The sequence below is a fragment of the Agrobacterium vitis genome (assembly GCF_014926405.1).
GTDB lineage: Bacteria > Pseudomonadota > Alphaproteobacteria > Rhizobiales > Rhizobiaceae > Allorhizobium > Allorhizobium vitis_H.
In genome coordinates this window covers 793,575-813,686 of record NZ_JACXXJ020000005.1, presented here as the reverse complement: position 1 = coordinate 813,686, position 20,112 = coordinate 793,575, and the positions used below count along the sequence as shown (strand labels likewise).

Here is a 20,112-nt window from a genome sequence, read left to right as displayed (position 1 = left end):
CAAGGACTTGTGGGGGCGGCGTTAGCGGGCTTTCAAACCCGCTTCAAACACTCTTCGAAGACATAGCACACAATGGCGAGACAGCAAGATTGCCGGTTACGCCGGTCAGGTGGATTTCTGGCCCCAGGCGATCTTCCAGGTGGCGATGACGGCCGTGTCCTTACCCCATTGATCGTTGCTGCGGGCCTTCTGGCCCTCATAGGAGCTTTTCACGGGGTTGGAGCGGGTCAGCATCGACATGACGTCCGAGACCGCCTTGATCGAAGCGGATCCCGTGCCGCCCGAACGCGGCGTCTTGATCGGTGCACCGTCGATCTCGCCCATGAAGATGATCATGCCCGGCGCGATCTGCTCGCCGGTTTTCGGGTCGATCAGCAGCTCGTGGATTTCGACCTTGCCGAGCCGCAGATCATATTCGCGCACGAGCTGACGGGCAGCATCGGCAATCTGGGAAATGTCGATGGTGATCGTCTGAACGGTGAAGTCGGAGGTCTGCGGGATATCGCTGACCTTCAACAAATTGCCAGCAGCGATATAGGAACGGCTGACCAGCGACCCGTCCAGGCCGCTAAAGACTGTGAGGTTGAGATCCTCGTCGCCGGACCAGAAACCGCGTCCCACGGTATGGCCGGTGGATCTTTCCTTTGCGGTGAACCAGGCGAGCGTTCTCGGAGCAAAGCTGTCGATCGGTGCGCGCTCCAGCGCGGCCAGCGTGGCACTGTCAATGTCTCGCATCAGACCCTCCGCTTTTGAATGACTTTGAAGCCGGCTCCCGACGTGACCGTCCTTTTGGCTTCGCCGGGGTTATGGCTTTCGGGAACGATGACCACCGGACAGGCCGGGCGGATCAATATGACCGCCATGCCGCTCGCAACGGCCAAAGGAAGGCGCGGGAAAATCGGTGCATCGAGATTGCCGTTCGCATCGGCCGCTGCTGGGCGCGACACCTCGGCAAAAGCAATCTGGTCGCCATAGGTGATTTGTAGCTTGTCGCCCGGCGATAGCTGATAGCCTGCCGGAAACCCGGTCATTCTCGCTGTCACGCGGTCAGCGCCGATTTCCCGAACCGTGATGTTGCGGCCCGCGATCGCTGTGCCTTTGGGATCGAGCAACGGATATTGACGGATCAGGTCGCAGATCAGGAAGGCGATGCGAACACCATCCAGGCTGCGGATCACGGCGGCGACTTGTGTCAGCTGATCGTTTCGGGATGTGCCGAGCGTCACCTCGGCCGTCCAGAGCGGTGCGGCAAGCTCTGCCTGCCAGACATCGCCAGAACCAAGGCTGTCGAATTCGTCATTGCGCTGGATGCTCCAGGTCACTGACGAGATTGCTAACAAGTCAAAGACCTCGGATAGGGCAAGAGCCGCCATTATCGCCACCTCGGATGCGCGCTGATCGTCTGCATGCGGTCCGGCATCGCCCGGTCATATTCATCGAGCGCCTGCTGCATGCCGGCATAGGCTTCGGCCCGCATCTCATCCTTGCCATAGGCTCCGGCCATGTTGAGGGTGATGGTGGCACTGCGCGGCGCCGATACCCCTGCCCCCGGCTGGTCATTGCCGTTGGCCGCAGACCAGAGCCGCTTCGGTGTCGGATAGCTGTCCACCACGCCGCCATCGGCGTAACCGCGTTTGCCAAGCCGCATGGCTTCAACCGTGTGCGGACCACCGGCACGGGCAATATCGGACTGGCTCCAGACGATCTCACCCTTATGGACCACGCCGGCCGGTTCATAGACGCCGCCGGCGCCGGTATAGCCACCTCCCGAATAAAGACCGATCCCGCCGCTCAGGATCGCCGATTGGAACTGGCTTGATGAGTTAAAGACCGACTGACCGTACGAAGTCAGGCCGCCAAGCAAGGAGGCCAGTCCGCCATTGCCCGATGCCTGCGCCTGGGCCAGCACCTGGCCGAACTTGCCCATGCCGGAACCGAGACCGTCGAGGCCTTTGGCGGCAACGCCGGTTGCGCTGTTCAAGCCGCCAAGTCCGGAGGCCGCACTGTTGGTGGAACCCGTGACATTGCCCAGGGCCGAGTTGAATTTATCGACATAGGCTGTGCTGGTGGTCCCCAAAACGTCCGTGGCATTGCCGGCGCTGGCCATCGGCTTGCCGGAAAACCAGACAGAGGCCGCGTCCTGGGCATTGCCGTATTTAGAAACCGACGCGCCAAAATACTTGTTAAACACCGCGTCCTGCGCCTGCGAGCTGCCCAGATATTCGTTCGGCGTCATCGAGGTGCCAAGCGCTGATTTGGTCCAGGAAGGAATATTAGACCCCATCACCTGATACGCACCGTAAGCACGGTCGCCGGAGGCCGTCACCGGACCAAGCGCCGAGTAATTGCCGCCGCTTTCAATCGAGCTGATGGCTTTGCGATACGCCGACAAATCCAGGATGTTCGAATTGCTGTTGGCAGCCGATTGCGAGCCGCCGAGCAGGCCGGTTAATCCACTGGTTACTCCGCCATTCAACATGACGGTACCAGCCGTCACCTGCATCGAGCCGACCGATTGTCCCAACGCCTTGCTGGTAATCGAAGCCGTATCCGATCCACCGCCAAACAACCGTGACAGGATGCCGCTGATCCCGCCGACATCGCTCAGGGTTCCCGAGGATGTGCCAAGCAGGGCATTCTTCAACGGGTTCTTGACCGCCAGTTCCAGGAAGGTCTTGTTGATGTCGCTGACAATGTTTTTGGCCGCATCCTTGATATTGCCGGACGACAGGCCGTCGACAATGCTGTCGATCGTGTTGCCGGCCGATTGCTGGACTGAATTCCAGGCTTCCGTGGTTTTGGCGAGCTGGGTATTCCAGGCAGCGGTTTCGCGGGCGACGCGGCGGATATCGTCGGCCCGCTTCGATGTCGGGTCGGTGCCTAACTCGCGGATTTTGACTTCGGCGTCATACTGCGCCAGCAAAGCGGACTGATCGGAGGCCGGCCTCGTGGCAATCGAGGTCTGGTAGCGCAGCCGATCAACCGTGGCGGTCTGGCTTTGGAGATAGGAGGCCGCACTGGCATCGCGCTGCGAGGCGGCAAGTCCCTCATAACCGGCCCGCAGCTGGTTGATGGTGTCGAGCAGCTTGGTCTTTGCATCCCCTTCAGCCAGGGCCGCAGCAGCGATCAGCGGACGCAGTTGCAATTCGGCTTCAAGACGGGTCTGCGCCTGTTCGCTGGTCAGCGTGCCAGCCGCGACCTGGGCATTGAGTTTTTCCCGGATCGACGCTTCCGCTTGCATATCCGCCGCCTGCGCCTGCGACGATGCAATCGTCTCCTGAATAACCCGATTGCGGGCGCGAGCGGCCTCGGCCGAGACCTGCTCGGCACTCAATTCCTGGTCGGCCATTTGCAGCCGGGTACGGCGTGCTTCCAGATCGGCACGAACCAAAGGATTGCGCTCGTTCTGGATCTGGATATCCAGCCGGTCCATTTCCGCTGCGCGGGCCTGGCGATTGTTGAGCGCATCGAGCGCCCTCGTCTGCGCCTCGATGCCAGCGGTCAGCTTGGCACGATCCTCGGGGCTGAGTGACTGGATGGTCAGGCCCGATTGCATGGCCGCAATGCTGTTGGTCAAGCTTTGGCGCTTGGCGGCATCTGCATTGGCAGGCACGGCGTCGGCCGCACTCAAGGCGGCTTGGCTCTTGCGGATCTCGGCGGCCTTGCGCTGGCGTTCAGCCTCGGCAGCCTGTTCACTGGCCTGCTGCGCCAGCAAGGCGTCGAGTTCAGCCTGGATTTTATCAGACCCGCGCGCGCCGCGCCCGGTCGGTCCACCGACAGAGAGCTGGTTTCGAAGCCCGGCAATCCGTTCTGCCAGGGTCTTGATGCCTGCTCCCTTATCGATTGTTTTTCCGATCCAATCGAAGGCATTGCTGGACGCCGTGCTAACCCCTTCCCAAGCCCGACCCAGGGCGGTTGTCGCTTGCGTAGCTGACGCCAGCTGCGGGGGAAGCGCCTTCAGCAACACGGCTTGCGCCTCGGACTGCCGGTTCTGCGCGGCCAGATTGGTCGCCTGCTTGGCCGTGGCCGCATCGATCAGCCCATATTGCTGGTAGAGAACCTGGGCAGCCTTGGCCGGATCGGCAAACAAATCAGCCAGCGCCTGGCCGGCCGAGGCGGCATCCGTGCCAATCGTTGCGGCAAAATCCTTGCTGATCGAAATCAAGCCTTCGAAATTCTCATTGCCGATCCGTCCGGTGCGTAAGAAGGCCGCTTCCATCGAGCGCGCCGACTTGACCGAGACGCCGGCGCTGGCCGCTCCGGCTTGAGCAGCCGCTTCCATTTGCGTGGCCGTTCCGGCAACGGCGCGGCCCAGGCCATTGGCTGCCGTCGAAACCTCTTTGGTGGATGTGAGATAGCCGTTCCAGGCGCTGGCACCGACCAGTGCAGCGGCCGTGAGGCCACCGATTGAAACCGTGAGCGGCGTGATCAACCGCCCTGCCCCAGACGCAATGGTGCCGAGATCCTTCAGGGCCGAATTCACGCCGCCCTGGCCGGCATACATCTGGATGATTTGCGGGCCTTGCTGCATGGCCACCATGCTGAGCGGCATGCCAAGTGCCGCCGACTGCCCGATATCGAAGACCTGATAGGTCAGGTTCTGGCGGCGGAATTGACTTTCCCGATCGCCATTCATCGCCGAATTACGGCCCTTGATCGCATCGATCGAGGCAAGCGTCGCCTGCCGATTGCGCGAGATCGCAGCCGTCATTTCGTCGGTGGACAGCACGCCCTGAGCATGAAGGGTGCGGATCTCGGTCAGCGACGCCTTGTACTGATTAATGGTCGCAAACAACGGATTGTATTTGGCCCGCAACTCGTCAAGCGAACGCCCCTGCATTGCCAGAGCGCCAGTCCACTCGCGGACATTCTGATTGGCGGCAGGAGATCCCAAACCGGTCTGTGCGGCAATCATCTGCTGGAGTTTGGTGGTGCTGGTCGATGCCTCAGTGCCGATACCGGCAATCGCCTGCTTGGTCGCCTGTGCGCCAGCCGGCACCTGGCTGGCATCGAGCGTGACGGTGGCGGCAAGTTTCAAAGGGGTGGCCATCATTCGTCTCCACTGTTGAGGACGGGCAGTGCCGCCTCTTCCATCACCCGCAAATCATCCCATACCGGATCGCCGTATCTGCCCCTGCGAAACACCACATCGCAGGCGGTGTAATCGAGGCCGATCCAGATCATGCCGCCACGGCCGACACCGACGACGCGCCACTGCGTGTCGCAGGCAAGGAACGCCATGAGGCTGTTCCAATTGCAGGCGGCGACAGGATCGAAGCCCTCATCGCCTCCATCGTCATCCGCTTCGATCTGAAGACCGAAGGCCGCGAACTCGTCGCGGACAGTGTCCGTCATTTGCTGCGGCTTGGTTCGGTCTGTCTTGCCTGTCCGATGACATGCCCAGCTCAGTGCAAGGCTTTGGAGTTTCCCAAGCGTGCCTTGTCGTTTGACACCGCTTCTTCGTAAGCCCGGTTGAGGCCGACGCGGATCCGGTCCAAGCCGAGCGCCATATCCAGATTGTCGGCCGAGAACGGCAGCGGCTGATCGTTGGCGTCAATCACACCCCGCCAATTGCTGACCATCAGATGGAACATGCTCTGGTCATGCGCCTCGATCTGCTTGCGGATATCATCCGCCTTTGCCGACGCGGCCTTGTAATCGGCTGCGAACTCTTCGGCGGTCGGCAGCTGCTTGACCAGCTCGGCCCGTTTGTCGTCATAGGGTTTCAGTTCGTCCTTGCCCCGGATCACCAGCTCAACGTCGAACGTGCTCTCCTTCAGCGTGCCAGGATGGTCATTGTCCGGTTCCAGCACGGAAACCGGCCACCAGGCAGTCAGGGTTGGAACGAGTTTGAACATGCTTCAAAGCCTCTTTGAAACGCCCTTGGGGCTTACTTGACGGTGATGGTGAATTCGTCGTTGCCAATGGTCGGCAGGACCATCAGCGGCATCTTGTTGTTGAGGATCTTCTGGTTTTCCTCGTAGGTCGTGCGGCCGATCTGCACACGGGCGGCATCAAACTGGACGATATTGCCGGCGACCGTGCCGTGTTGGGCGGCCATCACGCCGGTCTCGTGCGCCTGGGCTTTGGCAAACCAGTTGACGGTTGCAAGCGTCGTCGCCGACATCGTTGCTTCGCCCGTCATCTGCCGATCGGTAAATTCGACGCTCTCAGCGTTGATCAGCAAGCGTGTTTGAATGTCTCCGCCCAGATCGAACGAAAACGCTTCGCAGTCACCGGCATAGCCGAGCAAAGAAAATGTCGTGTTGGCTTTGGAAACCGGGACCGGTTTGATGAACTTGGTCAGATCAATGGCTGGATTGGCGGCATCGGTGATCGTGCCAAGCAAACCGGTCAGCGTGTAGCTGTAGCGGGCAATCTGGCTCGGCTGCATCGAGAGTTTCCACGTACCGCGCGCGCCAAGCAGGACATGCCTGGTGCCGTCTTGCACGAAATAGATCGAGGCGGATTCGAACCCGTTGGAGATCGGCGTATATTTGACGTCGGCTCCCGCCGTGATCACTTCGGCCATGCCGCAGGCGCGCATCGGCACGCCCCAGGCCGGCGCTGTCCCGGCCGCGCCTGAACCGGCAACCTCGACATCGAATCCGACCCGCGCATAGTTGCCGGTCAGGATCACGCCCTGGTGACCCATATAGGGCAGGATCAGATCGCGGCTGACATCGGTTCCCAGCAGCGGTTCGAAATTGAAATTGCTGGCCTGAATGGCATTGGCGGCCCCGGTCGGTGCGGCATCGGTGCCATAGGCGCCTTCGATCTTGACCAGCAGGGCCTTGTTGCGTGCGTATTTCGTCATGGCTCAGGCCTTTCCCTTCTTGCCGCTGCTCTCGTCTGCCGCGTCTTGGGTTTCGGTTCTTGGCTCGGCCGCAGTCATTTCCTGATCGATTGGGGCTGGCGCGTCGGCCTCGATCAGGGTCAGGCTGCCGTCCGGATTGCGGCGATAGCTGCCGCCCGTCTGCGGGTTGGTCATGATGCCTCCAGGGTTCTGGTGGTTTTCCAGGTCTGGGCAAAGATCGTTGTGCCTTTGCCGAACGCGCTGGCTTGGCTGGAGACAAGCTCGAACAAGTCCTCGTGCTCATCCCACGCCCAGCCGGCGAGCGCAGTTTCGATCTCCTGTCGGATTTGCTCGAATTCGGTCACCCGGCTGCCGCCCTTGGCGTCGTCATAGCGGCGAATGAAAAAGGCGACGATGAACCAGACATCGACCGACTGGCGAAACCCGCCCGTCGCAAACTGGTTCGGGTTTCCTGCCTCTCGAAACGGTAAAACGAAGACCGTGCGATTGGGCGGCAACACGCCGTTGGAAAGGGCTTCCAGATCCTCGGCCGGCCGAATGTCGGTGATCGAGGTCTTGGCCTTCAGCCGCACGATGATTTGGCCGATCATAGAAAGCCTCCGAAATCTTTCGTCGGCCTCACCAGGATGACCCGGCCGGCACCATCGACCGGCTGGCTGCCGGCTTCATCGACAGGCAGGTTGATAACCGAACGTGCAACGTCCCTGAGGCCATCCATCGCCGCCTTCCAATCGCGCACGACATGATCCGGCGCGCCGTTGATATGCAGGTGGTAGCGCGCGATCGACACCGCCCATGTCTTGATGAGGTTCGGCACGGCTGGAAGCGGCAAGCGATAGCGAACGCTGATATAGCCATCGATCTCACTGCCGGCAGTTGCGATTGCCGCCGCGATCACATCTGGATCTGCAACGCCGTCGCGGTCACGATCGGCGACCTGAAGGATCTCGTCCTCCCCGGCCCTCTCAATGATATCGGACAGCGTTGCATAGATGGTCATTCGGCGTTCCCGGTCGGCTTTGCATTGGCGTCCTCGTCCGGCTTGACGACCGCACCATTATCGCGGAGTTGCTCAAGCACAGTCGCGTCGACGGAAACCATCTTGCCCGGCATGCACTTGACGCCATCGATGCGCGCCGGCTTGATCAGCACGACTTCGGTTTTCGGTTCGGCCGAGCCGGTCGCTTCGGTATTCTTCGTAGCCATGATGGTCTCCTGAGGTTGCTTGCCAAAACGACGACGCCTGGCGATGCTTGGGAAAAGAACCTCCTGCGGCACAGATGCCGCTGGAGGCCGTCATCACATTGAGGACCGTCAGATGACGCCTTCGAACAGGTAGCCGAGCTGCCTGGAAGAGATGACTTCCTTGACGCTTTCGCCGGAGCGGACGCGCACTGAACCCTTCAGACCGACCTTCGGCTCGTCGATCGAACCGGCGATGCGGTCGCCATGCTGAGCGGTCCAGCCGAATGTCGGCGTTGCATCGATGGAGCTGGCGAGCGGCGCCTTGTGGATCAGCAGCGCCTTGTCGCCCCAGGCACGCTGGCGGGTCACGGGCTGGCCCTTCTTTGCCCGATTGATCCAGCCTTCGCCGATGATGATGTCATCCAGCTCCAACAAATCCGCGACCGCGTCCTTTCGCGCCATGCCCTTATCGGATCCGGAGATATTCAGAGCCTTGAGCACGTTCGCGTTGGTGCGCAGCGCCGTCCATTCGACCCGGCCGATAACCAGGTTGTTCGGACGAATGATCATGTTGTCGGCCGCCTGAGAAAATTGTGCGATCGGATCGCTTGCAGCATTGGACCATTTGTCCGTTCCAGTCAGGGTCTCCTTGTTTGCCGCGTCATAGGTCGCACTGTTGAAGACCTTGCTGGCGACACGGACCTCCCGATCGAGCAGCACGAGGTCGATCAGCTTTTGCGCCGAGAAGGCACGTGGATCATAGCCGGGCGGTGCATTGTTGATGTCATCGAGCGGGATCACGTCATCGAGACCGTAGTCTTCGGTCTTGTCCTCGACCTCTTCAGCCTGGAACTCAACCTCGTTCGGCGTGGATTTGCGGCCGACCTTCGTGTCAGGCACGGTGATGAACTGCCCGAAGTCGAACTGCCACCAGGTGAACTTCTTCTTGGGAAGGTTTGGCGTCAGGCGCGGCAAGACCTGATCGGCGATCAGCGTATTGTTCTTGTAGGCGATGATAATGCCGGTCAGGACCGGATCGATAGGGAACGGCGTGCCGCTCATAGGTGCTCTCCTTGGGCTTTAGGGCGATCAGCCCTGGATCCGGTTCGGGGTGACGAGGACGCGGGCAATGTCGCCCAGGACGGCATTGACCGTTAGAATGCCTCCGGTTCGGGCATTGACGCCGGCAGCAGGTGCGGCCGCGACGGCCTTGCCGTTGGCGTCGGCTGTGAAAAACGCACCGAACGCGATCGTGCCGCCGACCTGGATTTCGGTTTCGCCGAGCAGGACCACGTCGATCCGCTCACCGATGGCGGCTCCGCCCGGGTAATCGGTCACGCCGATGATGGTGTCTGTGGATGCCGTCGCCAGCGTCACTTCGCCATCATTGGCTCCAGCCTTGACCTGCACTTGATGACCGATCGCCGTCGAGGCGATGAAGGACTTGATAAGCTTGTTCATGGTTGACCCTTTCCGGCCTCAGCGCTTGGTGAGACGCATGGCGGCTTCTGCGGCCGACAAGTGTTCGCCACGCTCCTTTGCCGCCGCGATTTCGACATTGATGGCGTCCTTGACGTGAAGCGGATCGGAGAAATCCGGACCGTCGCCGGTGGCCAGTTCTCCGGTTGCGACCGGCAAAGGCAGCTTGCTCAACAGATCCCGCAGGCCCTGGCGCGGAGAAATCGACTTCTCGGTTCCGTCTTCGGAAAACGAGATCGTGCCATCGCTCAGGTCAGCAAACAGTACAGTGGCCAGCGGCTTGAGGCCAACCGGCAGCCTTCCGGCAGCAGACAGCTGCTCAACGAAGGCGGCATCTTCCACCGCGCGCGTTTTGCGCCGTTCCTCGACATCAGTCTTTACCTTTTCGGCAAAGTCCGCCTCCTGTTTGGCCAACGCTTCTTCGCGCGCCTTCAGGGCGGCTTCCTGTTCCTTGTCCATGTCGTCCTCTTTTTTGGCTGAGTAGTTGGTGGCGTCAGGCGCAGGCGCGATATCGTCCGCCATGCGCAATGGGTCGGCCGTCTCGGTGATGGAATCGATCTGCAAGGACGGGATCAGGCCATCGGCAAAATCGGCGCCCTTTTCGGCGACGATGAAATCCCGCATGCCTCGAATGGCCTTCAAGACCATGTCGAAGCCTGAGGTTGCCCGCGTCGGTGCAACGACATCATCGAATGCGATCACATCCTCGTCGTCGGCAAATTCGACCGCCTTCAGGCCTTTGACGGCCGGCGCAGCTGCCCCGAGAAAGCCGACATGGCGAAGATAGTATTTTCCGGGAACCGGATTGTTGGGATGGTCAGGCGAATAGAAGCTGGCGGACACCTTGCGATACCGGCGCGCTTTGACCAGTTCGGCAAACTGAGGTTCGATATCCTCAGGCTCGGCAACCAGCTGGCCGTCCTGGAACGAGATCGACTTGACCCAGCCATAGGCCGGATGATCATCCCTGGGATGGCCGACGACGATCGGCGCATGGTGCAGCGCCGGATCATATTGGGAGGCAACAGCCTGCAGATCGGCATCCGAGAAAGCAAACTGCCTGCCTCGGCTGTCGGTATGGGTGCCAGAACGGAAAATATTGATCGGTTTCATGCCGAGCAGAATCGCTCAAAGCAGGCTCCCAAAACAGCCGCAACGGTTTGTGGGAGATGGCCGATAGGTATGATCGGCACCTGGTTTACATATCACAGCCGACCACAAGGACAAGGCATCGAATTCAAACCCGATTTGAAGCCCTTAGGCGCGTTTTGCGCGCCCAGTGCGACAACTGATCGTCTTTGGGGTCTGAAGGCGCTCCCTGAGCTTTAATTTTAAGCGCCGGCTTGTTCGATAGCGTCGAGAAAATGGTCTTCGATGATTTCCTCGATCCGCACCCGATCCTCATTGTTGATCCCAAGAAATTGCCGCTTCGGCATTTTCACGCTTTTGACCGCAAAGCTCTTGCCGCCCATCGAAAACATCAGTGCCGCTGCACTCTTGGGAACGATGGTTCCGCCCTCGTTATGGATGCGGGCATAGATCATGTCAGAGCCGATATCGACCGAGGTCGAGGATGCCAATTGCCAGATGATGCGCGACAGGTCGCCGGTTTGGCCCGTCAGGATCCGCGGCCCTTTTTTGGTCTCTTTGTAAAGCGGATTGAGAGCCGCCCAGGCATTGCCATCGGGGTCTTTCTCATCCCGGAACCGTTGCTTGGTCGCTTGCGCCTCGTATTCACCGATATTCTTGAACACCGGCGCCAGATCGGCGGCAGCGGCCAGAAAGCGTTCAAGCGCATCCTCGACCTGCGTGGCATTGATCGTGATCGTCGTGGCAACCATCTGGCTCTCCGTTGTTTTGGGCGCTTCCGCGTGGTATTATAGGTCTTGACTGATCGAGGGTTTCCGGACCCCTCCGTAGATCGGCCGACCTGCCAAGGCGCGCACCGGAATGCGCGCCTTTACTTTTTCCGGTAGAGCAAAGCACCCCGGCGATAGCCCTCGATATAGGCATCCGTTGAATCGAAACCGGTGATCGCCGTCCACCCCATCTTGGTCCATTCGAATCGAACGAACAGGCTCTTGCCGTCTGGCAGCAAGACGCGCTTCAGATAGGCACGCCGCAGCACGATACCGGATTTGACAGCGGCCCAATCGACCCAGATCTCGTCCGGTGACTGGATGGCATCGGCCAGCAGCCCGGCATATTGGCCGCGTCCGCGCTTGCCGCTCTTCAGACCGACAACCGTACCATCAGGCATGCGCTGCTCGAACATCGCCTTGTCGATAACGATAAGGCCACCCGAAGCGTCGCGGTAATAACCTGCCTCATTCCCCTGCAGCCCGAACCGCGTGAGAAACGCATTAACGTAAGCCTGGGGTTCCAGATCGGCGGGAAGTATGTCGTCAGGCTTTGCCCGTGCCGGGGCTGGCAAGGGAGGCAAGTTTTCATGGATCGTCGCGCCAACGGCTGGCAGTGGTTTGCGCAGCTCCGTCGGCACAATGCCGGTCTGCCATTCCTCACCGACGTTATAATCCCAGCCACGATCGATGCCGGGATAACGCACCTCTGGAACGCCCGTGCGCGGATCGACACTCTCATAGGGATTGAGATCGGGAGCCGGGTCCGGACCATCCTTTCCAAGCCGGCTTAAATCGCGCTTTGAAAGGGCCTTTACGTCACAGCCACAGCCCCAGCCCCAGCCGTTTGGGGGATACATGATCTTCCAGGCCGGATCTTCCGTGGCCAACACCAACCCATCCCAGGCCAGATGCTGGCGACGCGGATGCAGGGCGCCGGAATGCACATATTGCAAATAGGGCCGGTATTTCAAAACGTCCGGATCTGTGAGCTGCGCCCAGCGCCCGGCCATATAGGAGGTGCGCATATTGGTCGTATAGATGATCCGCGCCCGCCAATCGCGCCGCTCTTCCTCCGTTGCGCCCTTGGCGTTGAACGCCCAGCCGGTGCGATCGACGATGGCGTCGAAATCCTTACGAAACTCGTTGAAGCCCGTGCCTTGCGATCTGGCCTTCAGCACCGCTGCCATGAAATCCGACAGCATGTCGTCGCGCGTCACACCGGCAACGGTAAAGCCTCGAACCTGCCCCTGACGCATCACATCGTCATAGCGCCTGGTCGGCAGATTGACCTTGCCTTTCAGGAAGTCGATCGCCTCCTGGAACGGGAGCTGGTCAGCCATCGGCGCTGGCCCGCCCTTCGAGATTGGCAAGCAGGTTTCCCTGGGCCATCAGTTGTGCCAGCTCGTCCACCGAAAGATCGCCGGACAGTCGCGCCAGGCGCTCCATCAAATCGTCGTAAGACATCGCCTCGGCAAACGCCGCCCTGACATCCTCGATCATCGCGTCGATGACCGGTCGGCCAAGCTCGCCCATCTGCTGCGATAGGGCGCCGACTGTCTGTTCTGCCTGCGTTTGCGGCCGGACCGGATCGGTGAATGCCAGCCCCGCCGTTGCACCAGGCTTTGGCTCCGGCTTTTCCGGATCGGCCGACTGCACTTGCCGCTCAACCCACTCGCCGCCATAGGTCTCATTGATGTAATCGACGGACGCTGGCTTATAGCCCATGTCATAAATCGACTTGTCCCGACCAACCTTCTCGTTCAAATCCTCAGCTTCTGAAAAATCGCGCCAGATATCCGGTACGGCTTCACCGGGATAGTTGATGCCAACGTACCAGGAAACCACGCTATCCCTGTAGGTCTGGCACACAAGATCAGCGTCAGCCTTGGCGATCGCAACGCGGACTTCGTTATGAATATCCCCAAGTGAACGAGCGCCGCGCTCGCCGGAATTGGTGCTGAGTGTCTCGCCAAGCACGGCCTCACTCATCAACTCATCCAGATAGCGGGCAATGCTGCTGAACGGGTCGCCGGTGCTTTTTGCCTCAAGCAGCTCGACTTTCACGTTCTCGGGAAAGACCAGGCTGTCAGACCCTTGCATGGCAGAAAAGACCGCTGCAAGCTGGTCTTGTTTGGTCTTGTCGAAAGCGCCCTGATACTGCCCGAGTGTGGTCGGCGCTGCATGTTTGCGGGTAGCCTGGAGCCAGTTGGCAAGAACCTGCCGCTTGAACCAGGCAGGCCAGAACAGCACGGACCCGATGCCGATGCCATAGGGATCGTCATCGTCGTCATCGACAGAATGCCGATGCACGATGAACTTGCGATCAGGCACCTCCACGCCATCGGCCGGAGCCGAGCGGGTCAACATCCGCAACTGACTGTCCATGTCGAACCGGAACCGGCGCTGCTTCTTGATCTTGATCGCGGCTGGCGTCCATCGACCGCCATCGTTCGTCCAGATCGTTTCGCCGACCGCGAACCCCTTCAGCACCGCGCCCATCAGCCCCTTGGTCAGCCGGTCAAAGTTGATCGCCTTCGACCACTGCTTGACCTCGTCCGCGATCTTCTTGTCGATGCGTCGCTCCGAGACCGGAAACACGTCCCACTCCCGGCTGACGACTTCCAGCTTTCGCTTCTGCAGAACGGCGAAAGCATGCGGGTCACGTCGGATCTCATCATAGACCTTATAAGCCGACGCGCCACCTCGTGAGACAAGCACTTCATCGGTCGGCTGCATGGTCGTCTGATAGATCGGAACGAACGGATCCGACTGTATGGTTGCGATTTCCGCGACGTCAGGCTTGGCCATCTCACATCCTCAAAAAATTGGTCAGGCTCTCACCCAGGGAGGCTCCAGTCATCGCTTTGACGAAGTCAGCCAATTGGTGGGTACTGTCCTTGTTGCCGCCAACCGCCTCGCCACCGATCGGCCCGGTGTCCTGGTTGGATGCGAAGTAGGCGAGAGCGCCTGCAATCGCGCTGTCGCCGTGGCGCTTATGGCCATCCGAGCCGACCGTGTGGACATTGTCGGGAACCTTCGCCACGCCGCGCGTCATCTGAATCAGGCGATAATCGCCCATGGTGTCATCGTCGCGTGGCAACTCGATGTAGCCGTTCTCGAAGGCGTCCTTCAGCTTGGGCATGTTCAGCATGTACCAGTCCAGGCTGAACTTGATTTCCGACACCAGGGACGGACCGAGCTTCTGGCGCGCGGCTTCCGCCAGATAGGCACCATTGCCGCCCGCATCGAGCGCGGCATGGAAAAACCGAGGTAATCCGTCGATGATGAAGAACAGGATCTCCTTCTGGGTCTCGAACGGCACATCCCGCATTTCCAGAATAAACGGTGTCAGGCGTTGCAGGTTGGTGGTCACCAGCATCGGATGCACGACGGACAGGTCGCCGTTGCGCGCGAAGTCCTGGCCGAGGCAGGAGCGAAACGAGCGTTCGACCTGATCCAGAACGGGTTTCAGGTGTTCCTGGCAGAAGGCAAGTGCCTCGGCTTTGCGCACATGCTCCGGCCAATCGACAAAGCCCTTCGGCGGCATCCAGCGGATGATCGGCACGGCCGGGTTCATCCGAGCCTCGATCAGCGCACGCGACAGGTAGGCACCGGCTGACTGGGACGGAATGCAGAACAATTCCTCGTCAGCGCCGGCCGCATAGAACTTGATGATCTTTTCGCGCCATTCGGCCTCGGCCTCCGGCGACCAGGTCTTTCGCGTGACAAAGCAGATGCGCTCGTAAAGCCCTTCCTTCAGCGCCGTATCGAGATCAATCTTGATATGCTCATAGGGCAGCTTGCCCGCATGGATATCCTGGATCTGGGTGTTGAACTCGTTTTCAAACCCATTGTGGGTCGAGCAGACGACGACCTGGCCGCCCCACATCAGAAAGGCCATCGCCGCCTTCAGCAGCTCGGCAAGTTTATCGACAAAGGCGGCCTCATCGATCATCACCACGCCCTGCTTGCCGCGAAGAGTGCGTGGCGCCGACGACAGCGCCATGATCTCAAAGCCCGAGGCAAACCGTATCCGGAATGCCTGGATCGACTTGTCACCATCAGGCGACTTGTCTTCGAAAAAGGTTTCTTCCACCTCCATGGCGGCGTGCGAAAAGGCCCGAGCCCACATGGCGCAGGCATCAACAAATTCGCGTGTCATGTCCTGGGCATAGGAGATGTACATGACATCCATGCCGCCCGCTTTTTTCTCGCGAGCGGCCCGCAGCACGGCATAGGCGGCAAAGCCCCATGTCAGGCCAATACGGCGAGACTTTTCGACAAACAGAACCTCGACGCCAGCACTCTCCAACAGCGAGACCACGCGCTGCTGGTATCCAAGGAGCGCCTTCGGCAATCCGACCAAGGAAATGACGTTCTGCATTTCGTCGGTGGAAAGGCGGCGGGCGTTCGCCCATTCCTCCTTGGTAATCGGACCGCTCATGGCCGATCCTTTTCCACGCCCAGGATCTGCGACAGGATCGCGTCCGTCGTGTCGGAGGTCAGGCCCCTCGCCTTGGCGACATTTGCAACGGCCGCTTTCGCCTTCTCGGCGAAATCAGCCTCGACCTTGCGCCTGCGATCCGTAGACACAGTTTGCGCCTGGGTGGAGGCGCGCAGCGCATTGGCCAGAGCCATCGCGCCCTTCGGATCAATGCCGCTTTCACCCTTGCTGGTGAGCAGTTCAAAAATCAGCGTCTTGATGGCTTCAGCCGCGATCAACGTCAGATCGTCGCTGGATTGAGCGTCGAACTTGCCAGCGATCGCCGTTGCGATCTCACGGGTTTCATCCAGCCGCCGGGTCATCGATGCCAGGCGCACGGAGTAGCGGTTGAAGGCGCTGAAGGACGGGATAGAGATCTCCAGCTCGCCGCGATATTCCCGATCGAGCGCCTGAAGCTTGGCGACGAACTCCTTATAAAGGTCGGTCTGCGTCCGGTCGCGGTCCTGCAGGGCCTCGGATGCCCAGGCAACGATCGGTCCGCATTCTTCCGGCAACAGTTCGATGCCACTTAAGCGTCCGCGCCCCATGATCAGATCCCCGGCCGACGCGGGCGTGCAACGCCCTCAATGGTGATTTCACGATCCAGGTGCCGCTTGCCATGATCGGACAAGGCCGCGAGCTTGATGTCTTCATCGATATCGATGACGGTCAGCGCGCCGAGGTTCCGCAGATATTCGATCTGCTGGTTGAGCCAGGGCCGATCCTGATAGATCGCATTGAGCCGCAGTGCCGGAGCCAGCAAGGCAGACGAAAGGCTTTCGCTTTGCTGCTTTGCCAGCTCCTGGAGAATGACCAGGCGGGCTTTCTCCCTGGTCAACTTTTCATAATCAACCGCGATGCTGCTCATTCTTTGCTTGCTCCAAAAGGACTTCGTTCAACCGCTCGCCCATGGCCTGGATGGGGGCTAGTTTTTGCTCCATGGCCGAAAATCGGCCTGCTTGTGCGACTTCGATCGTGTTGAGACGTCCGGCGATTTCCGCCATCGACAGTTCAAGACGGTGGGTCGTGCCGCGATCGGGAAGGTGTTTCAGCTCGCTTTCGAGCGACTGGATACGCCGGTCGTATTCAACCAGCTTGGCTTCCGCCTTCACCATGCGTTCTTCGAGCTTCTTTTCGCCGGTCGACATCATGGTGCGAAACTGCGTGAGCAGGTTGATGCTGTTGAGCGCCAACGAGATCAGAACGCCGATGGCTGTCATATCCAGAATCATCGGCAGTAGACCTCGCGCTCGATCGATACCTGACAGTCGAAGCACCGGATGGCCGATGGATAGGCAAACCGGCGCGCCTGCGGAATGGCTCGGCCGCAATCCAGGCATTCCGTTGCCCCGGCCTTCTTCAGGTCGGCGCGGGCCGCTGCCACCTTGGCGTCACGCTCTTGTTCGACCCGCACCTCGGCCAACTCGAAATGAAGGTTACTGAGCATGGATCACCCCCGAAACAGCGGCAGCCCGGCGCGCTTCGCAGGTCCTCAGAGCCGTCCTGTCCTTGCCCCAATAGGTCTGGGTTTCCCGCTCGTTCAGCCTTCGATCCGGCAGTGGCACGGGAGGGGCGCATTGCACCTTGGCGGCGGCGGGAACTTCACGCTCGACATAAACAGTCTTGACCACGGGCGGGCTCTCAGCGTTGGTTGAGCAGCCGGACGCGGTCGCGGCCAATGCCACCAGTGCCATCATCCGGCAGAGACGCATTCTGTTTCTCCAGTGCATCGGCGCGCTGATTGGCGGCCTCGATCTGATCACGGGCGGCGTCCTGCGCTGCCATGGTTTGCTTGAGGGTCTCGGCAATCTTGGCCTGGGCCTGCGCGTTCGATTTTTCGATCTCGCCTTTCCAGTAAGCATCGCGCTCGCTCCGGGCCGTTTTGGCGGCTGTGTCCACCATGGTCTTGATTTTGCTGATCCCGGCCACTCCGCCCCAGATGATGGCGGCGAGAACCGCAAGAGCAGCCAGACCGGCGATAACGTAACGGCTCATGACTGACCTCCGGCGGGAGGCTCAACACATGGCGGATCCGGTTTTGCGCCCCGCGTCATTGCCCGCATATCAAGAGAGCCGAAGGCGCGATGCACACCCAGCAGCGCAACGATCAGGCCGACCATGCTCGGGACAGCAATGGTGCCGAACGCCACAGCCTGTTCAGAGCCAAGGCAAGCGGCGATAGTGAGCGCCAGAATGACAGTCCAGGCCAAGGCACCGGAACACCAGAGCCATTGCTTTGATGTGGTGTAGGACGGCTTTTGCATCAGTCGTCACTCCATGTCTGGTTGACCATCCAGGCGAAGGGGATGGCCAGCAAACCGCAGGCAACCGCGTGCAGAAAGCCGGTACCAATGACCCAGCCTGAAGCGACGGACACAAACAGGTAGACCGCGACAAAAAACGCCGTGATCCCGATCTTGCGTTTGAGGCTGATCTTCATACGATCGCCGCCTGAAAATGCATGCCGTCACGGCGCTGCGGCGACCAGCGGCCGCCCCAGATCCAGTCCTCGGCTTCAAAGGCTTCGACAACGCGCGGGTCCATGTCCGGTGTCGGATCGCCAAGCGCATTGTGCGTCGGGTCCATATCGACGGCGCAGCCATAGGCATGCATGGACAGAGCCGCCTTGCCCCGCATCAGCCGCCAGTTATAGCCACCACCGATCAGATGCAGGTTCTTGGCTTCAATGGCCTTCTGGGACTTGCCGAACACATCCCAGATATTGCCAAGAACGCGACCAAGACTGCCAGCGACCCTGGTGTGGACGCGGAACGATTTAAGCGGGATGGTTTTGTCCCAGGCCGCTACTGCCTTCCACGGGATCGCAACAAGGACGAGGTTTGCCCTTTCCCAGGCCGGATCAGGTCCGGCAACGCCTTTGGAGATTTTGAGGTTCTTGCCGTAGAAATCGGCAGCGGCAGACTGTTGAGGCCAATTGGTCATGATCGTTCCCAGCATAAGAAAACAGCCGGGCAAGACCGGCTTTGCTGAGGACGATTCTGATCGTTATGGGCGCATCAAAACAGCCGCAAGGGTTTGCGGGTCAGAGGCCGAAAAGGTCGAGTTGAGAGCTTTCGCCGGCTTTAAGCCAGTTGCGAATGGTGACATCTGTGGTGTGAAGTTCCCGAGCGATGTCATTGGTGGTGAAGCCCTTATTATACTTTAAATGGGCGGCAATAAAGGGCTTTCCGGTCGGGCAGCGGAACCCACCGGGACCGACGTGTCGGGCAAGTTCAGTTGCCGCCACCTTGCCGATCGCCCGCGCCACCGGCGAACGATCCTGCGGGTTTTCCGAGAGATAGACGTAGGACCCGCCAAAAGCCAACAGGAACTGGACGGTCCTTTCGATGCCGATCGCCGTCACATAGGGCTGGATATGGGCGGGGACGCGGATCTCAGCCACGGACCTGGTCTCCTCGATGCCGGATGCGCTCGCCGAGCGCATTCATCACCATCTGCCAATGGCTTGCCTTGAGATCGCCGATCCAGCTCACCTGTTCACCGGCAAGGGCGATAACCTCGGCATCAAAGCCCTGGCGAACCATCAGGCTACAGCCGCGATGCAGGATCTTCCACTGCGCCCAGGCGATCTTTGCCCCGTCGCTGGCCAGCCAATCATATCCATTGGTATTCCCGAAACCGACGCCGGCTTCACGGGAGAGCCAACGTTTCAGGCCTTCGATGGCGGATTTCGCATCGTCGGCATGATGCAGGAACCGAACATGATCCAATCCGGTCTGCCGGGTCACGAAGGCGATCAGCGCTTTGTCGTCACGGTTCTCGACAACACCGAGGTTCCAGCCGGCGATCCACAACGCCTGGAGCTTCTTTGCGTATCGGCCGGCAAGCGGCTTGCGCCTGCCTGCTGCGGCCGGAGCCGGAGCAAAACCTTCACCCCGAAACACCTTCAGGACCTTCTGACGCTCGGCCTCGGTCATGTCTTTGGCGGATGGCTTGCCGGTAATGTTTTTGAGTTTGGCCCGGTAGGTATCCTCATCCAGGCCGAGCTGCTTCTTTGCGACGTGAATGGCGGCGATGGAGGAGGTCATGCCGCCCCCGCTAAATCCGCTTCCACCATCAAATGAGCCGCCGCCACCTGCGACGGTGTCGGGCATGGCTCGTTGGCGTTGATAACATTCAGGATGCCGCTCACCCCGAAGGTCGCACCGCATTCATAGCGTACCAACAGCATGCGCTCCTGCTGTTCGGTGACAGGCATGGCGGGCTGCCCGCAGACCGGGCAGGTTTTTTCAGCCTTCAGCTTTGTATAAAGAGCCATCATCACC

General features: G+C 60.2%; 29 protein-coding genes. All 29 read right to left on the bottom strand.

Features of this window, described 5'->3' with window-relative positions; all coding sequences use genetic code 11:
- Positions 1 to 105: 105 nt before the first annotated feature.
- The gene (locus IEI95_RS14895; RefSeq protein ID WP_194416653.1) at positions 106 to 735 is read right to left on the bottom strand and encodes a hypothetical protein; all 630 of its coding nucleotides are present in this window, start codon (positions 733 to 735) and stop codon (positions 106 to 108) included.
- Complete coding sequence (locus IEI95_RS14890; RefSeq protein ID WP_194416652.1) at positions 735 to 1,373, bottom strand: hypothetical protein; 639 nt, start codon at positions 1,371 to 1,373, stop codon at positions 735 to 737. Before IEI95_RS14890 ends, IEI95_RS14895 begins: the two co-directional genes overlap by 1 nt.
- The gene (locus IEI95_RS14885) at positions 1,373 to 5,050 is read right to left on the bottom strand and encodes a phage tail length tape measure family protein (RefSeq protein WP_194416651.1); all 3,678 of its coding nucleotides are present in this window, start codon (positions 5,048 to 5,050) and stop codon (positions 1,373 to 1,375) included. The genes IEI95_RS14890 and IEI95_RS14885 overlap by 1 nt, the downstream gene beginning before the upstream one ends.
- Positions 5,050 to 5,355, bottom strand: coding sequence for a DUF1799 domain-containing protein (locus tag IEI95_RS29165; protein ID WP_204166267.1), 306 nt, complete (start codon positions 5,353 to 5,355; stop codon positions 5,050 to 5,052). Before IEI95_RS29165 ends, IEI95_RS14885 begins: the two co-directional genes overlap by 1 nt.
- A gap of 50 nt (positions 5,356 to 5,405) precedes the next feature.
- Positions 5,406 to 5,858 (bottom strand): hypothetical protein, encoded by a 453-nt coding sequence (locus tag IEI95_RS14875; RefSeq protein ID WP_194416650.1) that lies wholly within the window; start codon positions 5,856 to 5,858, stop codon positions 5,406 to 5,408.
- 32 nt (positions 5,859 to 5,890) lie between these two features.
- Positions 5,891 to 6,817, bottom strand: a complete 927-nt coding sequence (locus IEI95_RS14870; protein WP_194416649.1) for a phage tail tube protein — start codon at positions 6,815 to 6,817, stop codon at positions 5,891 to 5,893.
- Between the two features lie 3 nt (positions 6,818 to 6,820).
- Complete coding sequence (locus IEI95_RS14865) at positions 6,821 to 6,991, bottom strand: hypothetical protein (protein WP_194416648.1); 171 nt, start codon at positions 6,989 to 6,991, stop codon at positions 6,821 to 6,823.
- Positions 6,988 to 7,407: a phage tail terminator protein gene (locus IEI95_RS14860; RefSeq protein WP_194416647.1), complete on the bottom strand. Its 420-nt coding sequence runs from the start codon at positions 7,405 to 7,407 to the stop codon at positions 6,988 to 6,990. The genes IEI95_RS14865 and IEI95_RS14860 overlap by 4 nt, the downstream gene beginning before the upstream one ends.
- A complete protein-coding gene (locus IEI95_RS14855) occupies positions 7,404 to 7,817 on the bottom strand; it encodes a DUF1320 domain-containing protein (protein WP_194416646.1) in 414 nt (137 codons plus the stop codon). The genes IEI95_RS14860 and IEI95_RS14855 overlap by 4 nt, the downstream gene beginning before the upstream one ends.
- Positions 7,814 to 8,023: a DUF7210 family protein gene (locus IEI95_RS14850; protein WP_194416645.1), complete on the bottom strand. Its 210-nt coding sequence runs from the start codon at positions 8,021 to 8,023 to the stop codon at positions 7,814 to 7,816. Before IEI95_RS14850 ends, IEI95_RS14855 begins: the two co-directional genes overlap by 4 nt.
- A 108-nt stretch (positions 8,024 to 8,131) precedes the next feature.
- The gene (locus tag IEI95_RS14845) at positions 8,132 to 9,064 is read right to left on the bottom strand and encodes a major capsid protein (protein WP_194416644.1); all 933 of its coding nucleotides are present in this window, start codon (positions 9,062 to 9,064) and stop codon (positions 8,132 to 8,134) included.
- A 27-nt stretch (positions 9,065 to 9,091) separates the two neighbouring features.
- The gene (locus IEI95_RS14840) at positions 9,092 to 9,463 is read right to left on the bottom strand and encodes a hypothetical protein (RefSeq protein WP_194416643.1); all 372 of its coding nucleotides are present in this window, start codon (positions 9,461 to 9,463) and stop codon (positions 9,092 to 9,094) included.
- Positions 9,464 to 9,481: 18 nt separating this feature from the next.
- Complete coding sequence (locus IEI95_RS14835; protein WP_194416642.1) at positions 9,482 to 10,594, bottom strand: peptidase; 1,113 nt, start codon at positions 10,592 to 10,594, stop codon at positions 9,482 to 9,484.
- Positions 10,595 to 10,812: 218 nt separating this feature from the next.
- Positions 10,813 to 11,322: a phage virion morphogenesis protein gene (locus IEI95_RS14830; protein ID WP_194416641.1), complete on the bottom strand. Its 510-nt coding sequence runs from the start codon at positions 11,320 to 11,322 to the stop codon at positions 10,813 to 10,815.
- 119 nt (positions 11,323 to 11,441) lie between these two features.
- Complete coding sequence (locus IEI95_RS14825) at positions 11,442 to 12,683, bottom strand: PBECR2 nuclease fold domain-containing protein (protein WP_194416640.1); 1,242 nt, start codon at positions 12,681 to 12,683, stop codon at positions 11,442 to 11,444.
- Positions 12,676 to 14,151 (bottom strand): DUF935 domain-containing protein, encoded by a 1,476-nt coding sequence (locus tag IEI95_RS14820; RefSeq protein WP_194416639.1) that lies wholly within the window; start codon positions 14,149 to 14,151, stop codon positions 12,676 to 12,678. Before IEI95_RS14820 ends, IEI95_RS14825 begins: the two co-directional genes overlap by 8 nt.
- Position 14,152: 1 nt before the next feature.
- The gene (locus tag IEI95_RS14815; RefSeq protein ID WP_194416638.1) at positions 14,153 to 15,787 is read right to left on the bottom strand and encodes a terminase large subunit domain-containing protein; all 1,635 of its coding nucleotides are present in this window, start codon (positions 15,785 to 15,787) and stop codon (positions 14,153 to 14,155) included.
- Complete coding sequence (locus IEI95_RS14810; RefSeq protein ID WP_194416637.1) at positions 15,784 to 16,374, bottom strand: DUF3486 family protein; 591 nt, start codon at positions 16,372 to 16,374, stop codon at positions 15,784 to 15,786. Before IEI95_RS14810 ends, IEI95_RS14815 begins: the two co-directional genes overlap by 4 nt.
- Before the next feature lie 2 nt (positions 16,375 to 16,376).
- Positions 16,377 to 16,694 (bottom strand): hypothetical protein, encoded by a 318-nt coding sequence (locus tag IEI95_RS14805; protein ID WP_156536930.1) that lies wholly within the window; start codon positions 16,692 to 16,694, stop codon positions 16,377 to 16,379.
- Complete coding sequence (locus tag IEI95_RS14800) at positions 16,675 to 17,046, bottom strand: DUF2730 family protein (RefSeq protein WP_234665054.1); 372 nt, start codon at positions 17,044 to 17,046, stop codon at positions 16,675 to 16,677. Before IEI95_RS14800 ends, IEI95_RS14805 begins: the two co-directional genes overlap by 20 nt.
- 8 nt (positions 17,047 to 17,054) lie before the next feature.
- Positions 17,055 to 17,273 carry a TraR/DksA C4-type zinc finger protein gene (locus IEI95_RS14795; RefSeq protein ID WP_156541075.1) on the bottom strand — a complete coding sequence of 73 codons (219 nt, stop codon included), beginning with the start codon at positions 17,271 to 17,273 and terminating at the stop codon, positions 17,055 to 17,057.
- Positions 17,263 to 17,457: a hypothetical protein gene (locus IEI95_RS14790; RefSeq protein WP_194417389.1), complete on the bottom strand. Its 195-nt coding sequence runs from the start codon at positions 17,455 to 17,457 to the stop codon at positions 17,263 to 17,265. The genes IEI95_RS14795 and IEI95_RS14790 overlap by 11 nt, the downstream gene beginning before the upstream one ends.
- A gap of 10 nt (positions 17,458 to 17,467) precedes the next feature.
- Positions 17,468 to 17,821 carry a hypothetical protein gene (locus IEI95_RS14785; protein ID WP_194416636.1) on the bottom strand — a complete coding sequence of 118 codons (354 nt, stop codon included), beginning with the start codon at positions 17,819 to 17,821 and terminating at the stop codon, positions 17,468 to 17,470.
- A complete protein-coding gene (locus tag IEI95_RS14780) occupies positions 17,818 to 18,090 on the bottom strand; it encodes an NAD(P)+ transhydrogenase beta chain (RefSeq protein WP_194416635.1) in 273 nt (90 codons plus the stop codon). Before IEI95_RS14780 ends, IEI95_RS14785 begins: the two co-directional genes overlap by 4 nt.
- A complete protein-coding gene (locus IEI95_RS14775) occupies positions 18,090 to 18,266 on the bottom strand; it encodes a hypothetical protein (protein WP_194416634.1) in 177 nt (58 codons plus the stop codon). Before IEI95_RS14775 ends, IEI95_RS14780 begins: the two co-directional genes overlap by 1 nt.
- Positions 18,263 to 18,769: a M15 family metallopeptidase gene (locus tag IEI95_RS14770; RefSeq protein WP_194416633.1), complete on the bottom strand. Its 507-nt coding sequence runs from the start codon at positions 18,767 to 18,769 to the stop codon at positions 18,263 to 18,265. Before IEI95_RS14770 ends, IEI95_RS14775 begins: the two co-directional genes overlap by 4 nt.
- 100 nt (positions 18,770 to 18,869) lie before the next feature.
- Entirely contained in the window at positions 18,870 to 19,229 is a 360-nt protein-coding gene (locus IEI95_RS14765) for a hypothetical protein (RefSeq protein ID WP_234934226.1), read from the bottom strand.
- A complete protein-coding gene (locus IEI95_RS14760; RefSeq protein ID WP_194416631.1) occupies positions 19,222 to 19,875 on the bottom strand; it encodes a regulatory protein GemA in 654 nt (217 codons plus the stop codon). Before IEI95_RS14760 ends, IEI95_RS14765 begins: the two co-directional genes overlap by 8 nt.
- A complete protein-coding gene (locus IEI95_RS14755) occupies positions 19,872 to 20,108 on the bottom strand; it encodes a hypothetical protein (RefSeq protein WP_194416630.1) in 237 nt (78 codons plus the stop codon). Before IEI95_RS14755 ends, IEI95_RS14760 begins: the two co-directional genes overlap by 4 nt.
- Between the last annotated feature and the right edge of the window lie 4 nt (positions 20,109 to 20,112).

Bases quoted from the DNA above. Each gene is read 5' to 3' on its own strand.
- IEI95_RS14775 (WP_194416634.1), bottom strand. From the start codon at position 18,266: ATGAAGATCAGCCTCAAACGCAAGATCGGGATCACGGCGTTTTTTGTC.
- IEI95_RS14885 (WP_194416651.1), bottom strand. From the start codon at position 5,050: ATGGCCACCCCTTTGAAACTTGCCGCCACCGTCACGCTCGATGCCAGC.
- IEI95_RS14820 (WP_194416639.1), bottom strand. From the start codon at position 14,151: ATGGCCAAGCCTGACGTCGCGGAAATCGCAACCATACAGTCGGATCCG.
- IEI95_RS14835 (WP_194416642.1), bottom strand. From the start codon at position 10,594: ATGAAACCGATCAATATTTTCCGTTCTGGCACCCATACCGACAGCCGA.
- IEI95_RS14780 (WP_194416635.1), bottom strand. From the start codon at position 18,090: ATGCAAAAGCCGTCCTACACCACATCAAAGCAATGGCTCTGGTGTTCC.
- IEI95_RS14795 (WP_156541075.1), bottom strand. From the start codon at position 17,273: ATGCTCAGTAACCTTCATTTCGAGTTGGCCGAGGTGCGGGTCGAACAA.
- IEI95_RS14845 (WP_194416644.1), bottom strand. From the start codon at position 9,064: ATGAGCGGCACGCCGTTCCCTATCGATCCGGTCCTGACCGGCATTATC.
- IEI95_RS14810 (WP_194416637.1), bottom strand. From the start codon at position 16,374: ATGGGGCGCGGACGCTTAAGTGGCATCGAACTGTTGCCGGAAGAATGC.
- IEI95_RS14805 (WP_156536930.1), bottom strand. From the start codon at position 16,694: ATGAGCAGCATCGCGGTTGATTATGAAAAGTTGACCAGGGAGAAAGCC.
- IEI95_RS14875 (WP_194416650.1), bottom strand. From the start codon at position 5,858: ATGTTCAAACTCGTTCCAACCCTGACTGCCTGGTGGCCGGTTTCCGTG.
- IEI95_RS14865 (WP_194416648.1), bottom strand. From the start codon at position 6,991: ATGACCAACCCGCAGACGGGCGGCAGCTATCGCCGCAATCCGGACGGC.
- IEI95_RS14770 (WP_194416633.1), bottom strand. From the start codon at position 18,769: ATGACCAATTGGCCTCAACAGTCTGCCGCTGCCGATTTCTACGGCAAG.
- IEI95_RS14830 (WP_194416641.1), bottom strand. From the start codon at position 11,322: ATGGTTGCCACGACGATCACGATCAATGCCACGCAGGTCGAGGATGCG.
- IEI95_RS14840 (WP_194416643.1), bottom strand. From the start codon at position 9,463: ATGAACAAGCTTATCAAGTCCTTCATCGCCTCGACGGCGATCGGTCAT.
- IEI95_RS14760 (WP_194416631.1), bottom strand. From the start codon at position 19,875: ATGACCTCCTCCATCGCCGCCATTCACGTCGCAAAGAAGCAGCTCGGC.
- IEI95_RS14785 (WP_194416636.1), bottom strand. From the start codon at position 17,821: ATGAGCCGTTACGTTATCGCCGGTCTGGCTGCTCTTGCGGTTCTCGCC.
- IEI95_RS14860 (WP_194416647.1), bottom strand. From the start codon at position 7,407: ATGATCGGCCAAATCATCGTGCGGCTGAAGGCCAAGACCTCGATCACC.
- IEI95_RS14800 (WP_234665054.1), bottom strand. From the start codon at position 17,046: ATGACAGCCATCGGCGTTCTGATCTCGTTGGCGCTCAACAGCATCAAC.
- IEI95_RS14815 (WP_194416638.1), bottom strand. From the start codon at position 15,787: ATGAGCGGTCCGATTACCAAGGAGGAATGGGCGAACGCCCGCCGCCTT.
- IEI95_RS14870 (WP_194416649.1), bottom strand. From the start codon at position 6,817: ATGACGAAATACGCACGCAACAAGGCCCTGCTGGTCAAGATCGAAGGC.
- IEI95_RS14850 (WP_194416645.1), bottom strand. From the start codon at position 8,023: ATGGCTACGAAGAATACCGAAGCGACCGGCTCGGCCGAACCGAAAACC.
- IEI95_RS14855 (WP_194416646.1), bottom strand. From the start codon at position 7,817: ATGACCATCTATGCAACGCTGTCCGATATCATTGAGAGGGCCGGGGAG.
- IEI95_RS29165 (WP_204166267.1), bottom strand. From the start codon at position 5,355: ATGACGGACACTGTCCGCGACGAGTTCGCGGCCTTCGGTCTTCAGATC.
- IEI95_RS14755 (WP_194416630.1), bottom strand. From the start codon at position 20,108: ATGATGGCTCTTTATACAAAGCTGAAGGCTGAAAAAACCTGCCCGGTC.
- IEI95_RS14825 (WP_194416640.1), bottom strand. From the start codon at position 12,683: ATGGCTGACCAGCTCCCGTTCCAGGAGGCGATCGACTTCCTGAAAGGC.
- IEI95_RS14895 (WP_194416653.1), bottom strand. From the start codon at position 735: ATGCGAGACATTGACAGTGCCACGCTGGCCGCGCTGGAGCGCGCACCG.
- IEI95_RS14890 (WP_194416652.1), bottom strand. From the start codon at position 1,373: ATGGCGGCTCTTGCCCTATCCGAGGTCTTTGACTTGTTAGCAATCTCG.